At 49.1% G+C, this 17,903-nt stretch carries 16 protein-coding genes; 6 read left to right on the top strand and 10 right to left on the bottom strand.

The window, feature by feature from the left end; translation table 11 throughout:
* Positions 1-166 precede the first annotated feature (166 nt).
* Positions 167-1,273, bottom strand: a complete 1,107-nt coding sequence (lepB, locus tag HQ865_RS03990; protein WP_173413645.1) for a signal peptidase I — start codon at positions 1,271-1,273, stop codon at positions 167-169.
* A gap of 140 nt (positions 1,274-1,413) precedes the next feature.
* On the opposite strand from lepB, the gene HQ865_RS03985 reads away from it, so the two are divergent.
* Positions 1,414-3,021, top strand: coding sequence for a family 43 glycosylhydrolase (locus HQ865_RS03985; protein WP_202020447.1), 1,608 nt, complete (start codon positions 1,414-1,416; stop codon positions 3,019-3,021).
* Between the two features lie 642 nt (positions 3,022-3,663).
* Here the strand turns inward: HQ865_RS03985 and HQ865_RS03980 are convergent.
* The 3 genes from HQ865_RS03980 to HQ865_RS03970 all read right to left on the bottom strand — a co-directional run bounded on the left by HQ865_RS03980 (position 3,664) and on the right by HQ865_RS03970 (position 7,187).
* Positions 3,664-5,529: an outer membrane beta-barrel protein gene (locus tag HQ865_RS03980; RefSeq protein WP_173413644.1), complete on the bottom strand. Its 1,866-nt coding sequence runs from the start codon at positions 5,527-5,529 to the stop codon at positions 3,664-3,666.
* Entirely contained in the window at positions 5,526-6,116 is a 591-nt protein-coding gene (locus tag HQ865_RS03975; RefSeq protein WP_173413643.1) for an RNA polymerase sigma factor, read from the bottom strand. The genes HQ865_RS03980 and HQ865_RS03975 overlap by 4 nt, the downstream gene beginning before the upstream one ends.
* A gap of 318 nt (positions 6,117-6,434) precedes the next feature.
* Positions 6,435-7,187: a hypothetical protein gene (locus tag HQ865_RS03970; RefSeq protein WP_173413642.1), complete on the bottom strand. Its 753-nt coding sequence runs from the start codon at positions 7,185-7,187 to the stop codon at positions 6,435-6,437.
* Between the two features lie 101 nt (positions 7,188-7,288).
* On the opposite strand from HQ865_RS03970, the gene HQ865_RS03965 reads away from it, so the two are divergent.
* Entirely contained in the window at positions 7,289-7,489 is a 201-nt protein-coding gene (locus tag HQ865_RS03965; RefSeq protein ID WP_173413641.1) for a hypothetical protein, read from the top strand.
* A 214-nt stretch (positions 7,490-7,703) separates the two neighbouring features.
* Here HQ865_RS03965 and HQ865_RS03960 read toward each other — a convergent pair whose 3' ends face one another.
* Positions 7,704-8,225, bottom strand: a complete 522-nt coding sequence (locus HQ865_RS03960) for a hypothetical protein (protein ID WP_173413640.1) — start codon at positions 8,223-8,225, stop codon at positions 7,704-7,706.
* 179 nt (positions 8,226-8,404) lie between these two features.
* On the opposite strand from HQ865_RS03960, the gene HQ865_RS03955 reads away from it, so the two are divergent.
* The 4 genes from HQ865_RS03955 to HQ865_RS03940 all read left to right on the top strand — a co-directional run bounded on the left by HQ865_RS03955 (position 8,405) and on the right by HQ865_RS03940 (position 13,244).
* Entirely contained in the window at positions 8,405-9,736 is a 1,332-nt protein-coding gene (locus HQ865_RS03955) for an APC family permease (protein ID WP_173413639.1), read from the top strand.
* Positions 9,737-10,082: 346 nt separating this feature from the next.
* Positions 10,083-11,243, top strand: a complete 1,161-nt coding sequence (locus HQ865_RS03950) for a trans-sulfuration enzyme family protein (protein ID WP_173413638.1) — start codon at positions 10,083-10,085, stop codon at positions 11,241-11,243.
* A 263-nt stretch (positions 11,244-11,506) separates the two neighbouring features.
* Positions 11,507-12,661, top strand: coding sequence for an XdhC family protein (locus HQ865_RS03945; RefSeq protein ID WP_173413637.1), 1,155 nt, complete (start codon positions 11,507-11,509; stop codon positions 12,659-12,661).
* Positions 12,654-13,244: a nucleotidyltransferase family protein gene (locus HQ865_RS03940; protein WP_173413636.1), complete on the top strand. Its 591-nt coding sequence runs from the start codon at positions 12,654-12,656 to the stop codon at positions 13,242-13,244. Before HQ865_RS03945 ends, HQ865_RS03940 begins: the two co-directional genes overlap by 8 nt.
* A gap of 238 nt (positions 13,245-13,482) precedes the next feature.
* On the opposite strand, the gene HQ865_RS03935 is transcribed toward HQ865_RS03940, so the two are convergent.
* The 5 genes from HQ865_RS03935 to HQ865_RS03915 form a co-directional block, all read right to left on the bottom strand.
* Positions 13,483-14,268, bottom strand: coding sequence for a DUF4350 domain-containing protein (locus tag HQ865_RS03935; RefSeq protein ID WP_237073742.1), 786 nt, complete (start codon positions 14,266-14,268; stop codon positions 13,483-13,485).
* A 158-nt stretch (positions 14,269-14,426) separates the two neighbouring features.
* Positions 14,427-15,242: an SDR family oxidoreductase gene (locus HQ865_RS03930; RefSeq protein WP_173413635.1), complete on the bottom strand. Its 816-nt coding sequence runs from the start codon at positions 15,240-15,242 to the stop codon at positions 14,427-14,429.
* Between the two features lie 30 nt (positions 15,243-15,272).
* On the bottom strand, positions 15,273-16,103 hold the full coding sequence (kduI, locus tag HQ865_RS03925) for a 5-dehydro-4-deoxy-D-glucuronate isomerase (RefSeq protein ID WP_173413634.1): 831 nt from the start codon (positions 16,101-16,103) through the stop codon (positions 15,273-15,275).
* Between the two features lie 200 nt (positions 16,104-16,303).
* Complete coding sequence (locus tag HQ865_RS03920) at positions 16,304-16,501, bottom strand: hypothetical protein (protein ID WP_173413633.1); 198 nt, start codon at positions 16,499-16,501, stop codon at positions 16,304-16,306.
* A gap of 594 nt (positions 16,502-17,095) precedes the next feature.
* On the bottom strand, positions 17,096-17,746 hold the full coding sequence (locus HQ865_RS03915) for a peroxiredoxin family protein (RefSeq protein WP_173413632.1): 651 nt from the start codon (positions 17,744-17,746) through the stop codon (positions 17,096-17,098).
* Positions 17,747-17,903: the final 157 nt, after the last annotated feature.

Here is a 17,903-nt window from a genome sequence, read left to right as displayed (position 1 = left end):
CTGCCACTACTCCTATCAGCGTTTGTTCCCACTATCCGTTCCAAAGCCTCGCCTTTCCCAAACACATAGCCTATCACGGCTGCGGGTTTTCCACTTCGGGTTTATGTTGGGCGGTTGTGCATTGTTCGGTAGAGCCAGATAATTATCTGGCTCTACCGAACAGGAATTACTTTATCGCTTTCAAGATCCTGTTCCATCGCACCTTGTCCAAAAAAGTACCGGTCGAATCGATACTCATCCAGGTGATCATAGCCTTGCCCACCACATGGTCTTCGGGCACGTAGCCCCAAAAACGGCTATCCAGCGAGTTGTGGCGGTTGTCGCCCATCATCCAATAGTAGTTCATTTTAAAGGTATATCGCGTGGCTTTTTTCCCGTTAATCAAAACGTCTTTGCCGCTAACAGTCACCTTGTTGCCTTCATATAGTTCAATAGCACGACGGTAAAGCGCCATGGTCGAATCATTCAGCGCAATGGCCATTCCCCGCTTTGGCATCACCAGCGGGCCAAAATTATCCTGGTTCCATTTAAAGGCGCTATTATGCGGGAACACCTGCGGATCATATTCACCAGCCACTTGTATCACCGGCACCACATTTTTAATATTGCCAAACTTTTTAAACGTCGCCAATTGCTCGGTCGGGATAATCATTTCAAATTGATTGACTGATGTTTGCTGCGTAACCTCGATATGCATATCACGCAGTGCCTGCGGGTTAATATCATTCCCATCAGTAGTTACACTGTATGATGTTTGTGCTTTCGGCGCGTTCGGTACAGCCTTACCGTTTACATATACCTGAGCGTTCATAATACTTAAGGTATCCCCTGCCGTGGCCTGGCAACGCTTGATCAGGTTGGTACGGGCATCAACCGGGCGGTCGTATTGTGGATCAGCTTCTTCAGGTTTATTAAATACCACAATATCCCCCTTCTTTACTTCCGACAGACCGGGCAAACGCATATATGGCAATTTAATGCCATCCCAGTAGGTTTTAATCCCATAAACGGTCGATTCGGTAAACGGGATGGCCAGCGGTGTGAACGGCATGCGCGGACCATAGTTGATCTTGCTCACAAACAAATAATCCCCCGTTAGCAAAGTTCCCTCCATCGATCCTGACGGGATAGCATAAGCCGAGAACAATAGCCCCCTGATAATGGTAGAAGCCACAACGGCGAATAATATCGCGTCGCCCCACTCGCGTAGTTTGCTTTTTTTAGGCTTTTGCTTATCGGTAACTTTTTTGCGGAAGATGTTTTTTAATTGCATTGAGGTCTGTTTTACCATTTTGGACGCAGCACGGCATGGATTGTTACAGGGAGGATGGCAAATTATCATCATCACAGTGCAGGATGCCTTAATTAAAATATTAGCGCAATTTTAGGTTGCCAATTAGCACCTGCTTTACTATGAAAATGATTTCGACCACCCTGATGAAACGATGTGCCTGTTTATGCCTGTTTGCCTGCCTGTTTTTAGGCACCGGTGCTGTGGCTCAGCTGCGCAATATTAAAAACGATACCTTTTGGAACACGGTAGACGGGCGACCTATTTATAGCCAGGGCGGCGGCATCTTCCAGTTTGCCGACCCGCTGACGCACGCCAAAAAGTATTACTGGTACGGCGTACACTACAAACAGGCCGAAACCTACCGTGCCGACCCATCGGTTACGCTGAACGGCAATATCTTCGAGTCGGTTACCTGCTATAGCTCTACCGATATGGTGAGCTGGAAGCTGGAGGGCGATGTGTTACTGCCGGAAGTAACCAATGTTAACGGCAGGCGCACCTGGGTGGGGCGTTTGGGCGTGGCTTATGTTAAGGAGCTGAACAAGTATGCCCTGTTTGTGCAGCATGGCGGCAAGGTACTGATTACCGTTGCCGATAAGCCAACCGGCCCCTTCAGCTGGCACCAGGAGATCAGTATGGAGCAGCGGATTGGCACCACCAATACCGGCGACCAAACGGTGTTTACGGACGAGGATACGGGGAAATCGTACCTGGTGTATTCGTACGGAAAGGGGCGCAATAAGATCTATGTATCCGAAATTGGTGTTAAGGATGGCAAGGTTGATCTGCTGGATTGCACGCAGGTTTTTAAGGGTGAAAGCCGCGAGGGAAACTGCATGTTTAAGTACAAGGGCCGCTACTACATGTGCGCATCAAACATTTACGGCTGGGATGCCTCCTTTGCTTATTATTTGGTGGCCGACGACATCCGCGGGCCATATATCCCAACCGACGATATGCAGGTGATGAACGGCTGTGCCGACGATTACGCCCACGTTACGCAAACGGGCTTCTTTTACACCATCAGGGGCAGCAAGCAGGAAACGGTGATTTACTGCGGCGACCGCTGGGCCGATTTTGCCGGAAACGGACTGGGCTATAACCAATGGGTGCCACTGTCGTTTGATGGCAGGGTGCCTTATTTCAACTCGCTTGGCTCGTGGGGGTTGGATGCCAAAACGGGCCTGTGGCAGGTTGCGCCCGATAATAATTATGTACGGAACGGCAGCTTCGAAGCCGACCGCAAGAATATCCCCAGCCCGGTGAAGCCCGTGCAGGAACAACTAACCGGCTGGCTGACTAACGTTTTAGCCGGCAACAAGATAGCCATCGGCAGCGCCGATTCGATTGTTTTAAACCACGTAAACAGTGTGGACGACCGCAAGATCGTCATCGGCGAGAAGAGCCTGAATATGACGGATAAGGTGCCGTTCAAACGCAAGGTATCGCAGGTGATCGCTTCGTCGCCCTATGTGGCTTTAGCCGATGGGCTTTATACGTTGACTGCTAAGGTGAAGAACAGCGCCGGTTTCGCCACGCTGGATATGTATGCAGAAAGCAAGGGCAAGGCCATGAAGTACAGCATTAAGGGCGAGAACGCTGCATGGCAAACCATTACGCTGGCGCACATCCCGGTTAAGGGCGGCAAGGTAGAGGTTGGCTTTTTTGCTGATGGCGCGGCGAAGGCTTTTTGCTGGGTGGATGATGTGGGGCTGGTGAGGGAGTAGTGCGAGATTGGGCTAAAGCCTCTTTTGCCTGGCCTTTAAACTGTTGGCTAAAGCCAACGGCAATGAATTGTAATGCTGGTTAACGTTAATCTTAAATTCATTACCGTCCCATTTATGGGACGGAATAGCGATAATAAAGGGAATGGCTTTAGCCTAATTTCCATATAATCTTCTGTCCTGTTCCTGTCCTGCGCATCGTGGTAACGGGACACCACGACAGCAAGACAAGATTTATAGGTAGGGTGTCATTGTGAGCAGGGCCATCACTACTCCTGCCCTCTTTCCGCGCAGCGAAGAGAGGGCCGACCAGCGTAGCGTAGTCGGGGTGAGTAAGCTGTACGGCGAGGACTCACCCGGTCGTTGCTTCGCCGACCACCCTCTCTTCGCTTCGCGAAAAGAGGGGAGAAATTACGCTATCTGCATTTCAACCTTACTAATGTCGGACCGACCCATCGCGCACAGTATTCGACAAGTTACCTATGACATGTTTGTTTTTCCGCTGAAGCCTCACCCTGCCCTCTCCAGAGGAGGGGTTCCAAAGTCCCCCCCTTTGGGGGTGATTTAGAGGGGGCTTTCATCGGCATGTCATAAAAACCATTAGAGGCCGCCGGGATTATATTACTCAGCACGACATATGTATCGCTACCTCCCCTTATTTAACCTAAACCCAACCGTAAACTGCAACACACCCGGACCGGCCGTATACGTGCCGTAATCAGACGATACTTTATATCCGCCTAAATTTTTAAGATAGGTAGCCTCGATACTTAGGCGACCGGTATTGAATTGCAGGCCGCCGCTAAGGCCAAAGTTGAGTTGCTGCTGGTATTTGGTGGCGTTTATTTGGGTGATGGTTTTTTTATAATAGCTGCTATCCTTACTGATGGTGCTTGGCGTAAGGCTGGTGCTGCCGTTAATTTGCTTTACAGGCAGATTGATCACCGGGCCAAACTTTACGCTCAGGTTATCGGTAATTTGATATAGGGCATGCACCGGGATGGTTACAAAATAGGCCTTACGGCTATCGGAAACCTGTATCACCTTGCCCGAATCTACCTTGCTGCCGTTGGCATGACTATAGCCGCCGCTGATGTTTTGCGGGTTATACAGCCATAGCTGCGCGTTAAGCCCCCAATTGTTATTGAAGTGATAGGTACCGAACAGGCCGGTATATAAATCGACAGGCAGGCTGCCGTAAATATTAGCGTTCTGATTTTTCCCGGTGAAGCTGCCGTTGGTGTTTACACCCACCAACAGGCCCCAATCAATGTTCGATAGGGTATCCCCCGGGCTTTTCGGTGTCTTTATCTTCTTTTCCTTTGGTGCTTTACCGGGCTTGTTTACATCTATTTTGCTGCTGCCCGGGCCGGGGTATACCCGTAGCTTGTAACGCATATCGCCCGGGCGCAGCTTATTGATAAAGGGATAATTACCGGACGCGGCCATAATGCCAAATACGTCGGCATCGGGGTGATAACCGTTGATGGCCATCAATGGATCGTTGGTGTTATTAGCGGTCGAATTAATGGAATTACTGCCTGTCAGGCCGCCGGGTTTGTTACCCGGCATATTGTCATTAGTAGATGCGCCCTTTCCGGCGTGGCCTCCTTTATTATCTCCGTTACCGGATAAGGAGTTTTCAGGCCTGTTTCGCCGGCCATTAGTACTTGTACCAGGTAAGGTATTGATTAGGTGTCCCGTTTTGCTGTTACCACCGCCACCCGGTACTAAACGGGTGTTTCCCTCTGATGTATTCGCGGCTTTTTTCTTATTTGATGATTGCCTGTTAGTGTTTGCAACACTATTGCCTATACTCGATAGACCGTTCGGTATATTGCTTTTATTGCCGGGCGAAGCGGCTGTAGCTTCATCTGCGGATGCTGCCCCACCATTCCCCGAAGCACCGTTACCGGCTACAAGTTTACGATCCGCCAATATCGCATTCCTAACGACTGTTAGCTTACTTAAGGTTTGATTTGCTGCTGCAAGGGTACGCTTAAGCACGGCTATGCTATCTTTAACAGCCGCGGTTTTGTTAATGCTACCCGATAAAGTGTTTAAAGCGATATTAACTGTATTAATTTGTTGCTGCGCCTGCGCAATGCTATCGTTATAAGCCGTCAACTGTTCGTTGCTGGCCTGCTTATCGGCCAATATACTATCACTCTTTACGATGGCGGACGCTACGCTATCGCGTGTATTTGCCGGTTGCTTTTTATCTTTCAGGTTAGCGTTATACACCAAAAAGTACAGGGTTACGGTAGCCGGTATGGCGATAGCCAATACAGCCAGCAGTTTAATGATGCCGCTACTAAAGCCAGCTGCTCCGCCACTGCCAGTGGCACCTCCACCTGTGCTGCCAGCGTTCCCGCCGGTTTGCGCCGGGTTTGGCAGGTGTTCATCTAAAAGGCTTTGCATGCCTTGCCAGTCCGCGCCCGGATCGCCATCAACAGACAATCCGTCGCGTTTATTTTGCCAAAGGGTCGCGTATTTTAAATCTTCGCTCATAACGCTTTGCCCCTCCTTTCTTCGTTGTTGGTATTGGCCTGCGTCGCGGGTTCAAGCAGTTGCCGCAATTGCCGCTTGGCTTCGGCCAAATGCCAGCGCGATGTACCCTCGCTAATGTTCAGTTGCTCGCCAATTTCCTTGTGTGTAAACCCATCCAGCACCGCCAGGCTAAATACCGTTTGCGTGGCAGGTGGCAGCTTGCGCAGTTGCTGCAGGATATCATCAAAATAGAGCTTATCCAGCACCCCCGGCGATATAAATTGCTCCGGCCCGTCATCGGGCGGGTCGGCGGCAGTGGTATTAAATTTTAGTTCCTTGCGATACAGGTCTATCGCCGTGTAGATCATTATTTTGCGGATCCATCCCCCCAGTTCACCCTTTTCGTTATCGAAATTACCAATGGTTTTAAACACCTTTAAAAAGCCGCTGTTAAACGCTTCCTTAGCCCGTTCTTTATCGGGCAGGTAGCTGTAGCACACGCGCAACATATCGGCATAAAAAAGCCGGTACAGCGCCTCCTGCGCTGCCCTGTCGTTATCCATACATCCTTTTACCAGCTTATCTGCTTCCTTTTTGGCGATATTCATTAAAGATCCAGGTTCACCACCGCTCCCAAAGGTAGCTTCGGGACATGTGTGCAAAACGTTGGGTAAAATTTAAAAAAATTTAGGTTAATAATGCTTGTCCTGTTCTTGTCCTGTTCTTAGTGGTAACGAGACAACAGGACAAGCCGCATATTTTACTCACCCGGTCATGGCTTCGCCCAACCACCCTCTCTGCGCTTTGCGCAAAGAGGGGATATGGATATCGAATACTGCTCCTGCCCTCTTTCCGCGCAGCGAAGAGAGGGCCGACCAGCGTAGCGTAGTCAGGGTGAGTAAATACGCGTCGGGTAACAAATGATTTTACCTCGTCAACACCTTTGGCGCGATAAGTACGCCCGAGGTATAGGTCCAGTTAAAAGTAACGTTGGTGGTGGTAACCGCAATGGTGCCGGTATAGGTGGTGCCATCAAGCGTTACGCTAAGCGGATAGGTACCGTTGGCCAGTAGTATGGGCGTTTGCTTAAAGTAAGCCCAGTTATGTATGGTTGATGATGTGCCGCTGCAACCCGCGTATACCAGCACATTGGTAAAGTTAAGCAGATAGGTACCACTGGCATCAATGCTATTGGTTAAGTTAAGCCTGCTGCTGGCGCAATAGGTTTTGGTGGTGGTGGCGGTGAAGTAGATATAAGTAGTATCGGCATGCGCGCTTTTATAGTAGGTAGGCACCAGGTTGATCTGGTCGCCGGTCAGGGACATCAGGGTGTTGGCCGGCGGTGTGGCCGCTTCGTTTACCTTGATGCTGATGGCGTCGGTCGGGCTACCGTTGATACTTGCCTTAACCGTATAGTTACCGGCTTTGCTGAACACCAGCGTGGCGGCATTATCCCTTGTAGAAATCGTATTGAAACCCACGGGGGTAACATACCAGCTGATGTTGTCGGTTGCCTTGGCGTTAACGGCCAGTACGGTATCAATCTCGCCAACTTTCAATTCGGCCCGGGTGGCTGATATCTGACCGGCGGGCGATATCACATTGCCCAGTTTGTTACATCCCTGGATGATAAGGTAGGCCGGGATAAGAGCCATGATACAGTAAAGTAGCTTTTTCATGATGCGGAATATTTGTTTTTTTAAGTCTGTTTATTGCATCATCGTAGTGAAGTGGTGGAACGTTGGGTGGGGACGACTGATTCAGGCACTATCGCAATTGCTTGCCCGATGTGCTTGACGACGAGATCTCGCGCTCGTCTATCAGGCTCCGTTTACAGGCCGCGCCAAAAACAGATGACGAGCGACGCGAATACCACGAGGAACTGGACCGGGTTTCGGCCCTGAAATATGTGCAGCAACTACGCAAGGGGAAGCTTAGCCCCGAAGAGTTTCATCAAAAGGTGGAGTTGACGGCGTTGTGAGTGGCCTCATTTTTCAAATCAAGAGAATTTTGTCATTTCGAACGAACATGAGGCCGGTTTGCGGCTGCGTGAGGAGAAATCTCCCACATGCAGCCAGTCGCACGTATAGGATTTCTCCTCACGTCATAACACAGGCCATCCCATGTTCGTTCGAAATGACAATGTGTAGATAGGATTACGTAGAAGTCCCGGGAGAGGGAACTGTATATTATGGTTAACTTGCCGGTTTAAACTTTATACAGTTACGCGCACGATTAATGTTCCGGAAGAAATCAGGCCCCTTATCGTTAGTAAGGCAAACAGCCATAATTGTGCCTTTATGGCTTTTTTGCAGGGTGATCAGCAGCGCGAATTTGTAGCGTTTGGTGGCCGCCGCATCGGGCAGGTTAAAGAAGTAGGTTTTGCCGGCATCGGCGTTATAGTCGTTCAGCACACGCTCGGGCATGCCACGCACCAGGTATTCGTTATCGCCGGCCAGTTGCCTGGCCTGGGCGCGGCCTATCTCCAGGTAAACCGAATCGGGCGTACTTTCGGTTTGCGGCATTACTTTAAGCCATATTTCAAAGCCCTGATCGGGAATGGTTATGCCATAATCGAAAGCCGGGTTATCGCTTTTTACATCAATTTCCTTAAAACCATCGGGTATAACAACAGCAACATTGGCGCGGGTGGCTACTTTATTAAAATTCCTGAACTCGCGGCTTTCCCGCGCGGGTTTGGTTTGAGCAAATGCCATCCCCGCAAAAAACAGGAGACAAGTAATCAACAATATTTGTTTAAATTGCCTTGACAAATATTTCATTTAATGGACCAGATGTACGATCAGTTAAACGAATCTAATAAAATATATGTTATCTGCTACATCAAAAAAAATAAAAATATAATATAACCTAAATTTTTAAATTATAACTAAATATGAGCATTATCCCCCGCCTCAACCGGTTCGACCTTACGATGATCGTTATCAGCCTGGTGATAGGCATGGGCATATTTGCCAACCCCAGCGAGGTAGCCGTGCGCGCGGGCAGCACCTGGGTGTTCTTCGGCGCCTGGATCTTCGGCGGCCTGGTTACCCTTTGCGGTGCGCTCACCTTTGCTGAGATAGGCGCGCGGTACCCTACCACCGGTGGCTTTTACAAAGTGTTTTCCTATTGCTATCACCCCGCATTCGCCTTTATGATCAATTGGGTGCTGGTTATCAGCAACGCCGCATCGGTAGCCGTGGTGGCTATTATCGGCGCCAACTACATTAACCCGGTACTGCTCCCGGCCGATTGGCAGGGACCTGTGGGGGTGAAGATCATGGCCATATCATCGGTACTGATACTTTACGCGCTGGCCTTTATGGGCATTAAGGTAAGCGCCCGTACCCAAAATTTTCTCACGATGTTTAAAGTGCTGGCCATTGTGGTACTATGCTGCGCTGTTTTTATGCACGATGACAGCCATGTGGTAACCACGGCTGCGCCGCATAGCGGCAACCTCGTTACCGCTTTCGGGCTAAGTTTGGTGGCGATATTCTTTACGTATGGTGGCTACCAGCAAACCATCAATTTCGGTGGCGATATCATCGAACCGAAGCACAACATCCCAAGGGCTATCGCCATCGGCATCGGCGTGGTAATACTGCTGTACCTGTCCATCAACTTCGCTTATTTTAAAATATTAGGATTGGGTGGATTGCAGCAAACCACCACGCTTGCGGCGGTAATGGCAGGGGTGATATTTGGTAGTATCGGCTCCAAAATAGCATCGGTACTGATGTTTGTATCGGTACTGGCCTATATTAATGTGAACGTGATGGCTAACCCGCGCGTATACTACGCCATGAGCGAGGACGGCATCCTACCCTATATCTTCCGCAAGGTGAACCCTAAAACGCAGGTGCAGGAGTTTGGTGTTACCTTTTTTGTGCTGTGCATACTGGTGGTACTGTTTTTTGCCGATAGCTTCCGCAATATGCTTAATTATGTGATGTTCTTTGATACCATTGGCTTGTCGCTGGCGGCCCTGTCCATCTTCATCCTGCGCAAGCGGACAAAAGAGTTGGACGGTACGGGCATTTACACCATTAAGTGGTTCCCGCTGGTTCCGGTAGTGTTCATCCTGTCGTACTGGTTTGTTACCATCAATATATTTTATGCTAACCCACAGGCAGCCTTTGTTTGCCTTTGCGTATTCGCGGCGGGGCTGGCTATTTACTACGCGAGCGTTTATTTAAATAAGGGAAAATTACCGAAGGAATAATGGAGCCGTTTGTTAAAAGTACCGACACGCCGGAGGTTCGATCGGCAAAGGCACTGCGGAAGGCGGCATGGGCTATTTTTATATTCCAGCTCATTTTTATTTTAATATACATGTTGTGGGCGCGGCCATGGGATGTTTTCCTGTCTGCTGTCCTGTCGGTAGGTTTACCTTTATTAATTGTTTTATGCACTATTGGCTTTACAGGGCTAATGCTTGATATTCTATTAAAACCTGTGGAGTTGCTTAACAACCGTGTAATAGAAATTAAGCTGATAGCCACATTGATATTTTTTTGTTTGCCGGCGATAGTGATATTGTATTTAGGCTTTACCTCTCTATATATACCATGAACATCTCCTACATACTAAATGAACTGGGCGAAGAGCGCGACAACTATTTTAACGCCATTGCGCCGCCCATTGTGCAAACCAGCAACTTCGCCTTTAATTCGGTGGCCGATTTCCGCGCCGCGTTGGGCGATGAGTACGACAAGAATATCTACTCGCGCGCTAATAACCCCACCATCAATATCCTGCGTAAAAAACTGGCCGCGCTGGATGGGGCCGAAGATGCCATGGTTTTTGGCAGCGGCGTGGCGGCTATTGCAGTCCCTGTAATTGCCCTGCTGCAAAGCGGCGATCATGTGGTGTGCGTAGAAAACCCTTACAGCTGGACTATTAAGCTGTTTACCAAGTTACTGCCCCGCTTTGGCGTTACCTGTACGTTTATCAATGGTACCGATACTGCCAATTTTGAGAACGCCCTTCAAGCCAACACCAAACTCATTTACCTGGAGAGCCCCAATACCTTTAGTTACGAATTGCAGGATATTGCTGCCGTAGCCCAACTGGCCAAAAGCAAAGGTATTATCACCATGATGGATAACAGTTACTGCTCTCCCCTGTACCAACAGCCTATTAAACTGGGTATCGATCTGGTGGCGCAATCGGCTACCAAATATTTGGGGGGCCATTCGGATGTGGTGGCAGGGGTATTGACAGGCAGCCGCACTTTGCTGAAAAAGGTATTTGAACTGGAGCACATGAACATTGGCGCAGGCATGGCCCCGCAAACGGCCTGGCTGCTCATCCGTGGTCTGCGCACGCTACCCCTGCGCCTGCAACGCAGCTTTGAGACCTGCCAAAAGGTAACAGCCTGGCTACAGCAACACCCGGCAGTAGATAAGGTGGTATGGCCCTTTATGCCTGGCTTTAAACAAGCAGAACTGGCCTGCAGGCAAATGCAGGGCTGCGGCGGATTGTTCAGTTTTACGCTAAAGGAACCGTCCATTAAAAAAATAGAAGTTTTTTGCGATGCCCTGCAGCATATCCTGATGGCGGTATCCTGGGGCGGACATGAAAGTTTGGTGATCCCGGCTATTGCCACCATCCCGGTTGCCGATTACAGTTTGGATAACCCGCGGCATCAGCTGATCAGAATGTATGTGGGGTTAGAGGATGCGGAGTATTTGATAGGGGATTTGGAGCAGGCCCTGGGCGAATTGTGAGTATATTGGGCTAAAGCCCCTCTCTGTTAATTTTTATCCGTTGGCTAAAGCTAACGGCAATGAATTTTGATCGGCTATCTTATCTATTTATCTAATAATAGAAACACCGATTGAAATTCGATCTCCGAAATTCATTGCCGTCCTATTTATGGGACGGAATAGTTAAACCTGATAAGTGGCTTTAGCCAAACGCCAGGCACATTACCGTTCTTTTGCTAATCCGCCCCCTACCCATTATCTTTACCTAAAGTAAACCATCCTCCATGTCCGAACTACAACGCCTTTTAGCCGCTTATGATGCCGAACGCAAGTTGGGCAATGCCTGCGCTTTGGCTACGGTGGTTGAGGTGAAGGGCTCGGCCTACCGCCGGCCCGGGGCGCGCATGCTGGTTACCGGCGAGGGGCAACTGACCGGCACCATCAGCGGAGGATGTTTAGAGGGCGATGCCCGCCGGCGCGCACAACAGGTAATGCACCGCGGCAAACCCGAAATTATTGTTTACGATAGTACTGACATTGACGACGACCTGGAGAACGGCGCGCAACTGGGCTGCCAGGGCCAGATCTTTATCCTGCTGGAACCTATTGATTTTACCGATGTCTACAATCCGCTTGAATTGCTGCGCGATACCTTCCGCCTGCAACAGCCATCGGTATTGGCTACCGTGCTCAAAAGCAGCGATGCAGCCATTGCCCCAATAGCCGAACGGGTTTTATTGCTGAACAATGGCAACACTAAGGCCGGCGCTATCAATCCCAATTTTATACAGCAACAATTACTACCCGAAATGCAAGATGTGTTAGTCAACGGCACATCGGCGTGTTTGGATATGGAATACGCAGGTGTCAACATCCGTGTGTTTTTAGAATTGATTAAGCCGGCTCCCCTGCTTACCATTTATGGTGCCGGTAACGATGCGCAGCCACTGGCCAAACAGGCTAAAAACTTAGGCTGGCGGGTAATGGTGATCGACGGTCGGCCATTGCAGGCATCCGCTGCCCGTTTCCCTGAAGCAGAGTTAGTACAGGTGGCCCGGACCGGCGAATTACAGCAATATGTGAACCCAACAGGCTTCACCGTGCTAATGAGCCATAATTATTACTACGACCTGGCTGTTTTGGAACAGTTGGAGCAATTTCCAACTCTGGATTACATCGGCATATTAGGTCCACGCAAAAAAACCGACCGCATGCTGGCCGACCTGGCGCAAAAAGGCATAGATACCGAAGCTTTAGATAAACGCCTGCACAGCCCCATAGGCCTGGATATTGGCAGCGAGAACGCCGACGAGATTGCCCTGGCCATAATGGCCGAACTGCTGGCCGTGCGCAATGGCTTAAATGGTGGTTTTTTGCGTAATTTAGATGCACCGATACACAACCGTAACCAAATTATAAAAGCACTTAGTAATGGATAATATTGGCATTGTGATATTAGCCGCCGGCGGCTCCAGCCGCATGGGGCAGCCTAAGCAATTATTAAAATATAAGGATACCACCCTGCTACGCCACGCCGTAGAAACCGCCAAGGCATCGCGCACTAAAGGCCCCTTGCTGGTGGTTACCGGCGCCCTGCACGATGAGTTATTTAAGGAATGCGCCGACCTGAATATCAGTGTAGCACATAACACCAACTGGCAGCAAGGCATGTCCACATCGATACATACCGGTCTGCGGGCCTTAACACGGGCCAACCCTGCTACTACCGGGGCTTTAATTATGCTTTGCGACCAACCGCTCATCACTACCGAGCACATCAACAACTTGCTGGATATGTTCGCGCATCACCGCAGCCAGGTGATAGTGGCTACAGCATTTGCCAATGTGGTGGGCGCGCCCTGCATATTCAGTCGCGAGGTGTTTGATGCCTTGTACCAATTAAAGGGCGATAAAGGAGCAAGGCAGATATTTGATGATCCGCCGCAGCGGTTAACCACCGTTCCTTTTAAACCGGCGGCTGTGGATGTGGATACGATAGAGGATTATGAGGGGCTGTTGTAGAAAAGTCCTCTCTATGTGTCATTGCGAGGAGCTGCGCGTGGTTATGTGAAATAGGGCGACGTGGCAATCTCATCGCATGTAAACCAACCACGAGATTGCCACGCTATCGCTCGCAATGACAAATTGTAATGAAACGAGCAAGGCCCGGGAAATCCCGGGCCTTGCTCGTTTATCATTTGCACATCTGCATATCCACGCATTTTCACATTCACTCCCCCTTTAGGGGGGGGTGGGGGGCTTACTTCTTCACCTGCTTCAGCAGCCATTGCGTTACATCATTAATGGCCTTATCATTATCATAATGCCCATCAGCCGGCAGGTGGCCGTTGGTGTATTCATTATACAACCATGGGTCGGCAATAGCCAATACGGTGCCTTTACCATATTTGGCGGTGGCGATGATGGCTACACCCTCGTTCTTCAGTATAGCTGTAGCCGGGCCGCTCAGGTCTATACTGCAAACGTCTTTCATGTAGATTTTTTTAGCGGTTTTGAAGAAGGGGTTACCCTCTACCATCATGGTGCCGCTTTCTATCTTGTTGCCAAGCACGTGGTTGTGCAGTTCATCGCTAAAGTGCATACCAAATTTGGCAGCCAGGGTGTTAAAGTGTGGCAGCTCGACATTGGCGCTGTCGTTAGCCATCATTACCAGTACACCGCCGGCTTTTACATATTGCTCTATCTGCTCTACATCTTTTGGCATAATGTAGTTAGGATTAGGGCTTTCTTTTTTAGTGTCGGGATCCACTATGATATAGATATCCGTACCTTTTAAATTAGCCGTGGTAGGCGCCGCATCCAGCGACTTTAGCTTCGCTCCCTCTTTCACAAAGGCATCGCCCCAGTTAGAGTAACCGTTCAGGTCTTTCTCTTCCCAAATGTAGTGAAAGCGTTCTTCCTGCCCCGCAGCGTTCTTGTGCACCTCGTGGTTAAAGTAATAGTCGAGGGTTACGGTTTGGGCCTTACCCATAAATGGCATAGCCGATATGGCGGCCAAGGCTGATAGTTTTAAAAGGTTCTTCATATCTATGGTTATAGTTTGGTTTGTATAAGTAACGTCATAGCGAGGAGCGTAGCAACGTGGCTATCTCCGGCAGGCAGAGTCGCCTTTGTATATCGGGAATAGCCACGCTATCGCTCGCTATGACGAAGCGGTATCCCATCTGCATATCCGCACATTCACTACACCCCGCCAAATATCGAGAAACCGCCATCTACGCATACCATAGATCCGGTTACGAAGGCAGAAGCATCGCTAAGCAGCCATACCAGCGCGCCGATCAGTTCTTCGGGTTTGCCGAAACGTTTGAACGGTGTTTGGCGGATAACCGACTCGGCCCTTGGCGAGTAGCTGCCATCGGGTTTAAGGTGCATGTTGCGGTTCTGCTCGGTCAGGAAAAAGCCCGGCGCCAAAGCATTCATACGAATGGCATCGCCATAACGGTTGGCCAGCTCTACCGCGAACCATTGGTTATAGCAATCTACCCCGGCCTTACCCATATTGTAGCCCAATACCTTGGTAATGGCACGCTTTGAGTTCATCGATGAGATATTAACGATGCTGCCACCGCCGGTTTTAGCAATCAACTCGCCAAATATCTGCGTAGGGATAATGGTGCCCCAAAGGTTTACTTCGGCTACGCGTTTCATCCCGTCAAGGTTCATATTGAAGATATCCTCATCAGGCTGTATAGCGCCCTCGGGCATGTTGCCACCAGCGCCGTTAACAAGGCCGTCAAGGCGACCAAATTCGGCCCAAAGTTTTTCTTTGGCGGCTATCAACTGGTCTTTATCCAGCACATCGGCAACCAGCGCTACGGCACGGCCGCCGTTGGCGTTTATCTCGGCCGCGCGTTGTTCGGCTATTTCGGCGTTACGTCCTAAAATGCCTACCGCGCCGCCAGCGGCAACAATACCATCAATAAACGATTTACCCAGGATGCCGGTACCGCCGGTCACCACAATTACTTTTCCGGCTAACGAAAAATTATTTTCCAATTTATGTTCTGTTTTTGGGTTGATGAAAAATTAACGCAGATCTGGGATAGCTATCGGATCCATATCGGTATAATCCTGGTTCTCGCCGGCCATGCCCCAAATAAATTTATAGTTGGCGGTAGCGCTGCCGCTGTGGATGCTCCATGGTGGTGATACCACGGCTTCGTGGTTGTTCATCATAATGTGGCGGGTTTCGTTGCCCTCGCCCATATAGTGTACCAGTTTCTGGCTCTTATCCAGGTCGAAGTAGAAGTAGGCTTCCATACGGCGATCGTGTACATGGGCCGGCATGGTGTTCCAAACGCTGCCCGGTTCAAGTATGGTCAATCCCATTACCAACTGGCAGCTACGGATGCCTTCAAGGAAGATGTATTTATTGATGGTACGCTTGTTGGCAGTTTCGGTAGCGCCGGCGTGTACCTTAACCGCTTCTTCGTTGGTCATCAGGGCGGTTGGATAGGTCATATGCGCGGGGGCCGACAGGATAAAGAATACCGCTGGCGCATCGGCGCTTTTGCTGGCAAATTTTACCTCTTTAGTGCCTTTGCCAATGTACAGGCAGTCCAGCTTGTTTACATTGTAAGCTGTGCCATCAGCGGTAACAGTACCATCGCCGCCAACGTTAATAATGCCAATCTCGCGGCGCTCCAAAAAATATTCGGCGCGCAGGTTAGGGTAATTGCCCAGGTCAAGCTCGGTGCCCAGCGGCGAAGCGCCGCCAACAATCATACGATCGTAATGGGTATATACCAGGTTAATTTTACCGGGTTCAACAATGCCGTCAAGCAAAAAGCGCTCGCGGATCTGCGCGGTTTGATAGGCCTTAAAATCTTCAGGGTGTACTGCTTGTATTACTTTCAAAACGTGGGAATTTTTGGTAAATGAAATAGCTATGAATAACTAATGCAAGTGTACAACCTTAAGCATTAAAATCCAAACCTTTACTGTAGGGCAGGATGGTTGCCGATACATCTCACCTGCAAAAACGGTACGGATGCGCACAAAAAAAGCCCACGGCGGGAGCTTGATGTAAGGATAACTTATTAATGCGTTAATTGTGCTTAATCGATAAAGTTGCCGTGCACCTTATTGCCCGATATTTCTTCCAGGTAACCCCGGTCGTTAATGGCATAATGGGCGTGGGTGGTATCGGTATCGTTTTTATAAACAACGGTTTTATCGGCCGGCTTGCTACCCCTTTTAAAAAAAGGCAACGCGATAAGCGCAAGCATCACAATGGAGGTTAGTACGGTGATCATTATAAAAAATTCTTTTTCGGTTTTGATTAACTGGTACACAAACATATAAAATATATTATGCACGCATAGTAGATTTACGCTAAAATAATGCCACATTTTGTTGAGTGATAAAAATAGCGTGGTAAGCCCGCTTTTATGGGCGATTGAAGAGATATTGAACGATATGTAAATATACGCTTTTCAGGGCTGTATTGTTTGTTTTCAGGCGAAAAACGAAGTTTTTATATTTAGGTGATCTATAGCCAACAGCCAGGTGCCGATCTTTTAAATTTATGTCAAAATCACTTCCGGGCATTTCGTTAGGGCAGAGATACCCCATTATGGAAGGGCGATGTGCCAAAATGGGGGCGTGTTTTGGCGGGAAATTTTCTGAACCGCTGATTTAGAATGATTAGGGTAATGACGCTGATGCATGAAAATCAACGAAATCAGGAAAATCATCTAAAGATCGACGATCAAGGATCAGCGGTTCAGATAAACGGAAAGGCCCCTTTACCGGGGCCAAACCTAACAAACAAAGTATAAATATAAATTTGAGAGAGAGGCCTCACCCTAACCCTCTCCTTTGGAGAGGATTTAGGTGAGGCCCCCCTCCTACGCCGATCTTTTTAAATTCTCGGCCAGGCTGGCCCCATACACCGCGCTGATGATACTTTTGGCAGCAATCGCTTCGCTCAGGTCATAACTCACCTGGTCGAAGATCACCTGCCGGTTGGCATCCAATACATAAGTAGCCAATAACGGCACGTTGGTATCAATGCCCGAAAAGCGGTTCCAAACCGGGTCGGCGTCCGAATAGATGCGCAGGCTTTGGGCAATCTCGTACTTCGCATCGAAGTAAAAGTTTAACGACAGGTTATTTTCCCATACCAACTTTTCCAGCGCCTTTTCCTTTTCGGCAGTGATGATGATCAGGTTGCCACCGCTGGCTTTTATTTCTGATTGGATAGCGTTCAATTGTTTCAATTGCTCCAAACCATGTTGCCGCCATTGGGGCGAGTAAAAACTGATGACCAGCGGTTTGCTCAGTAGCTGGCGCAATAGCAAGGCGCCATGTGTTTCGGCACCATTAAAAAAGTGTTGCCAGCGGGTATAGGCTGCCTGCAGGGTAAAACCGGGCAGGTAATTGCCGTTGCGGACCGGCTTCAACGGCTTATAGGCTCTAAAGCCCAGATCGCGCTCGGGGATAATTTCAGACAGATCGAAAAAAGGATATTTGGTATTGTTTATAGTTGTAGCTAACATGATGATATTTTTACTTAATGGTGAACAGGTTGCCTCGCGGCGTCTTTATGATTCAATTTCAGCCGGGCTACAACATCGGGCTGAACCATAAATGATGTTAAAATATTTCATGTTCTGGTGCATTATTTCAAATGTATATAATATCTATAGATTTTAT

Origin of the sequence: Mucilaginibacter mali, from assembly GCF_013283875.1 — a bacterium.
GTDB lineage: Bacteria > Bacteroidota > Bacteroidia > Sphingobacteriales > Sphingobacteriaceae > Mucilaginibacter > Mucilaginibacter mali.
This window is presented reverse-complemented; position numbering and strand designations above follow the sequence as displayed.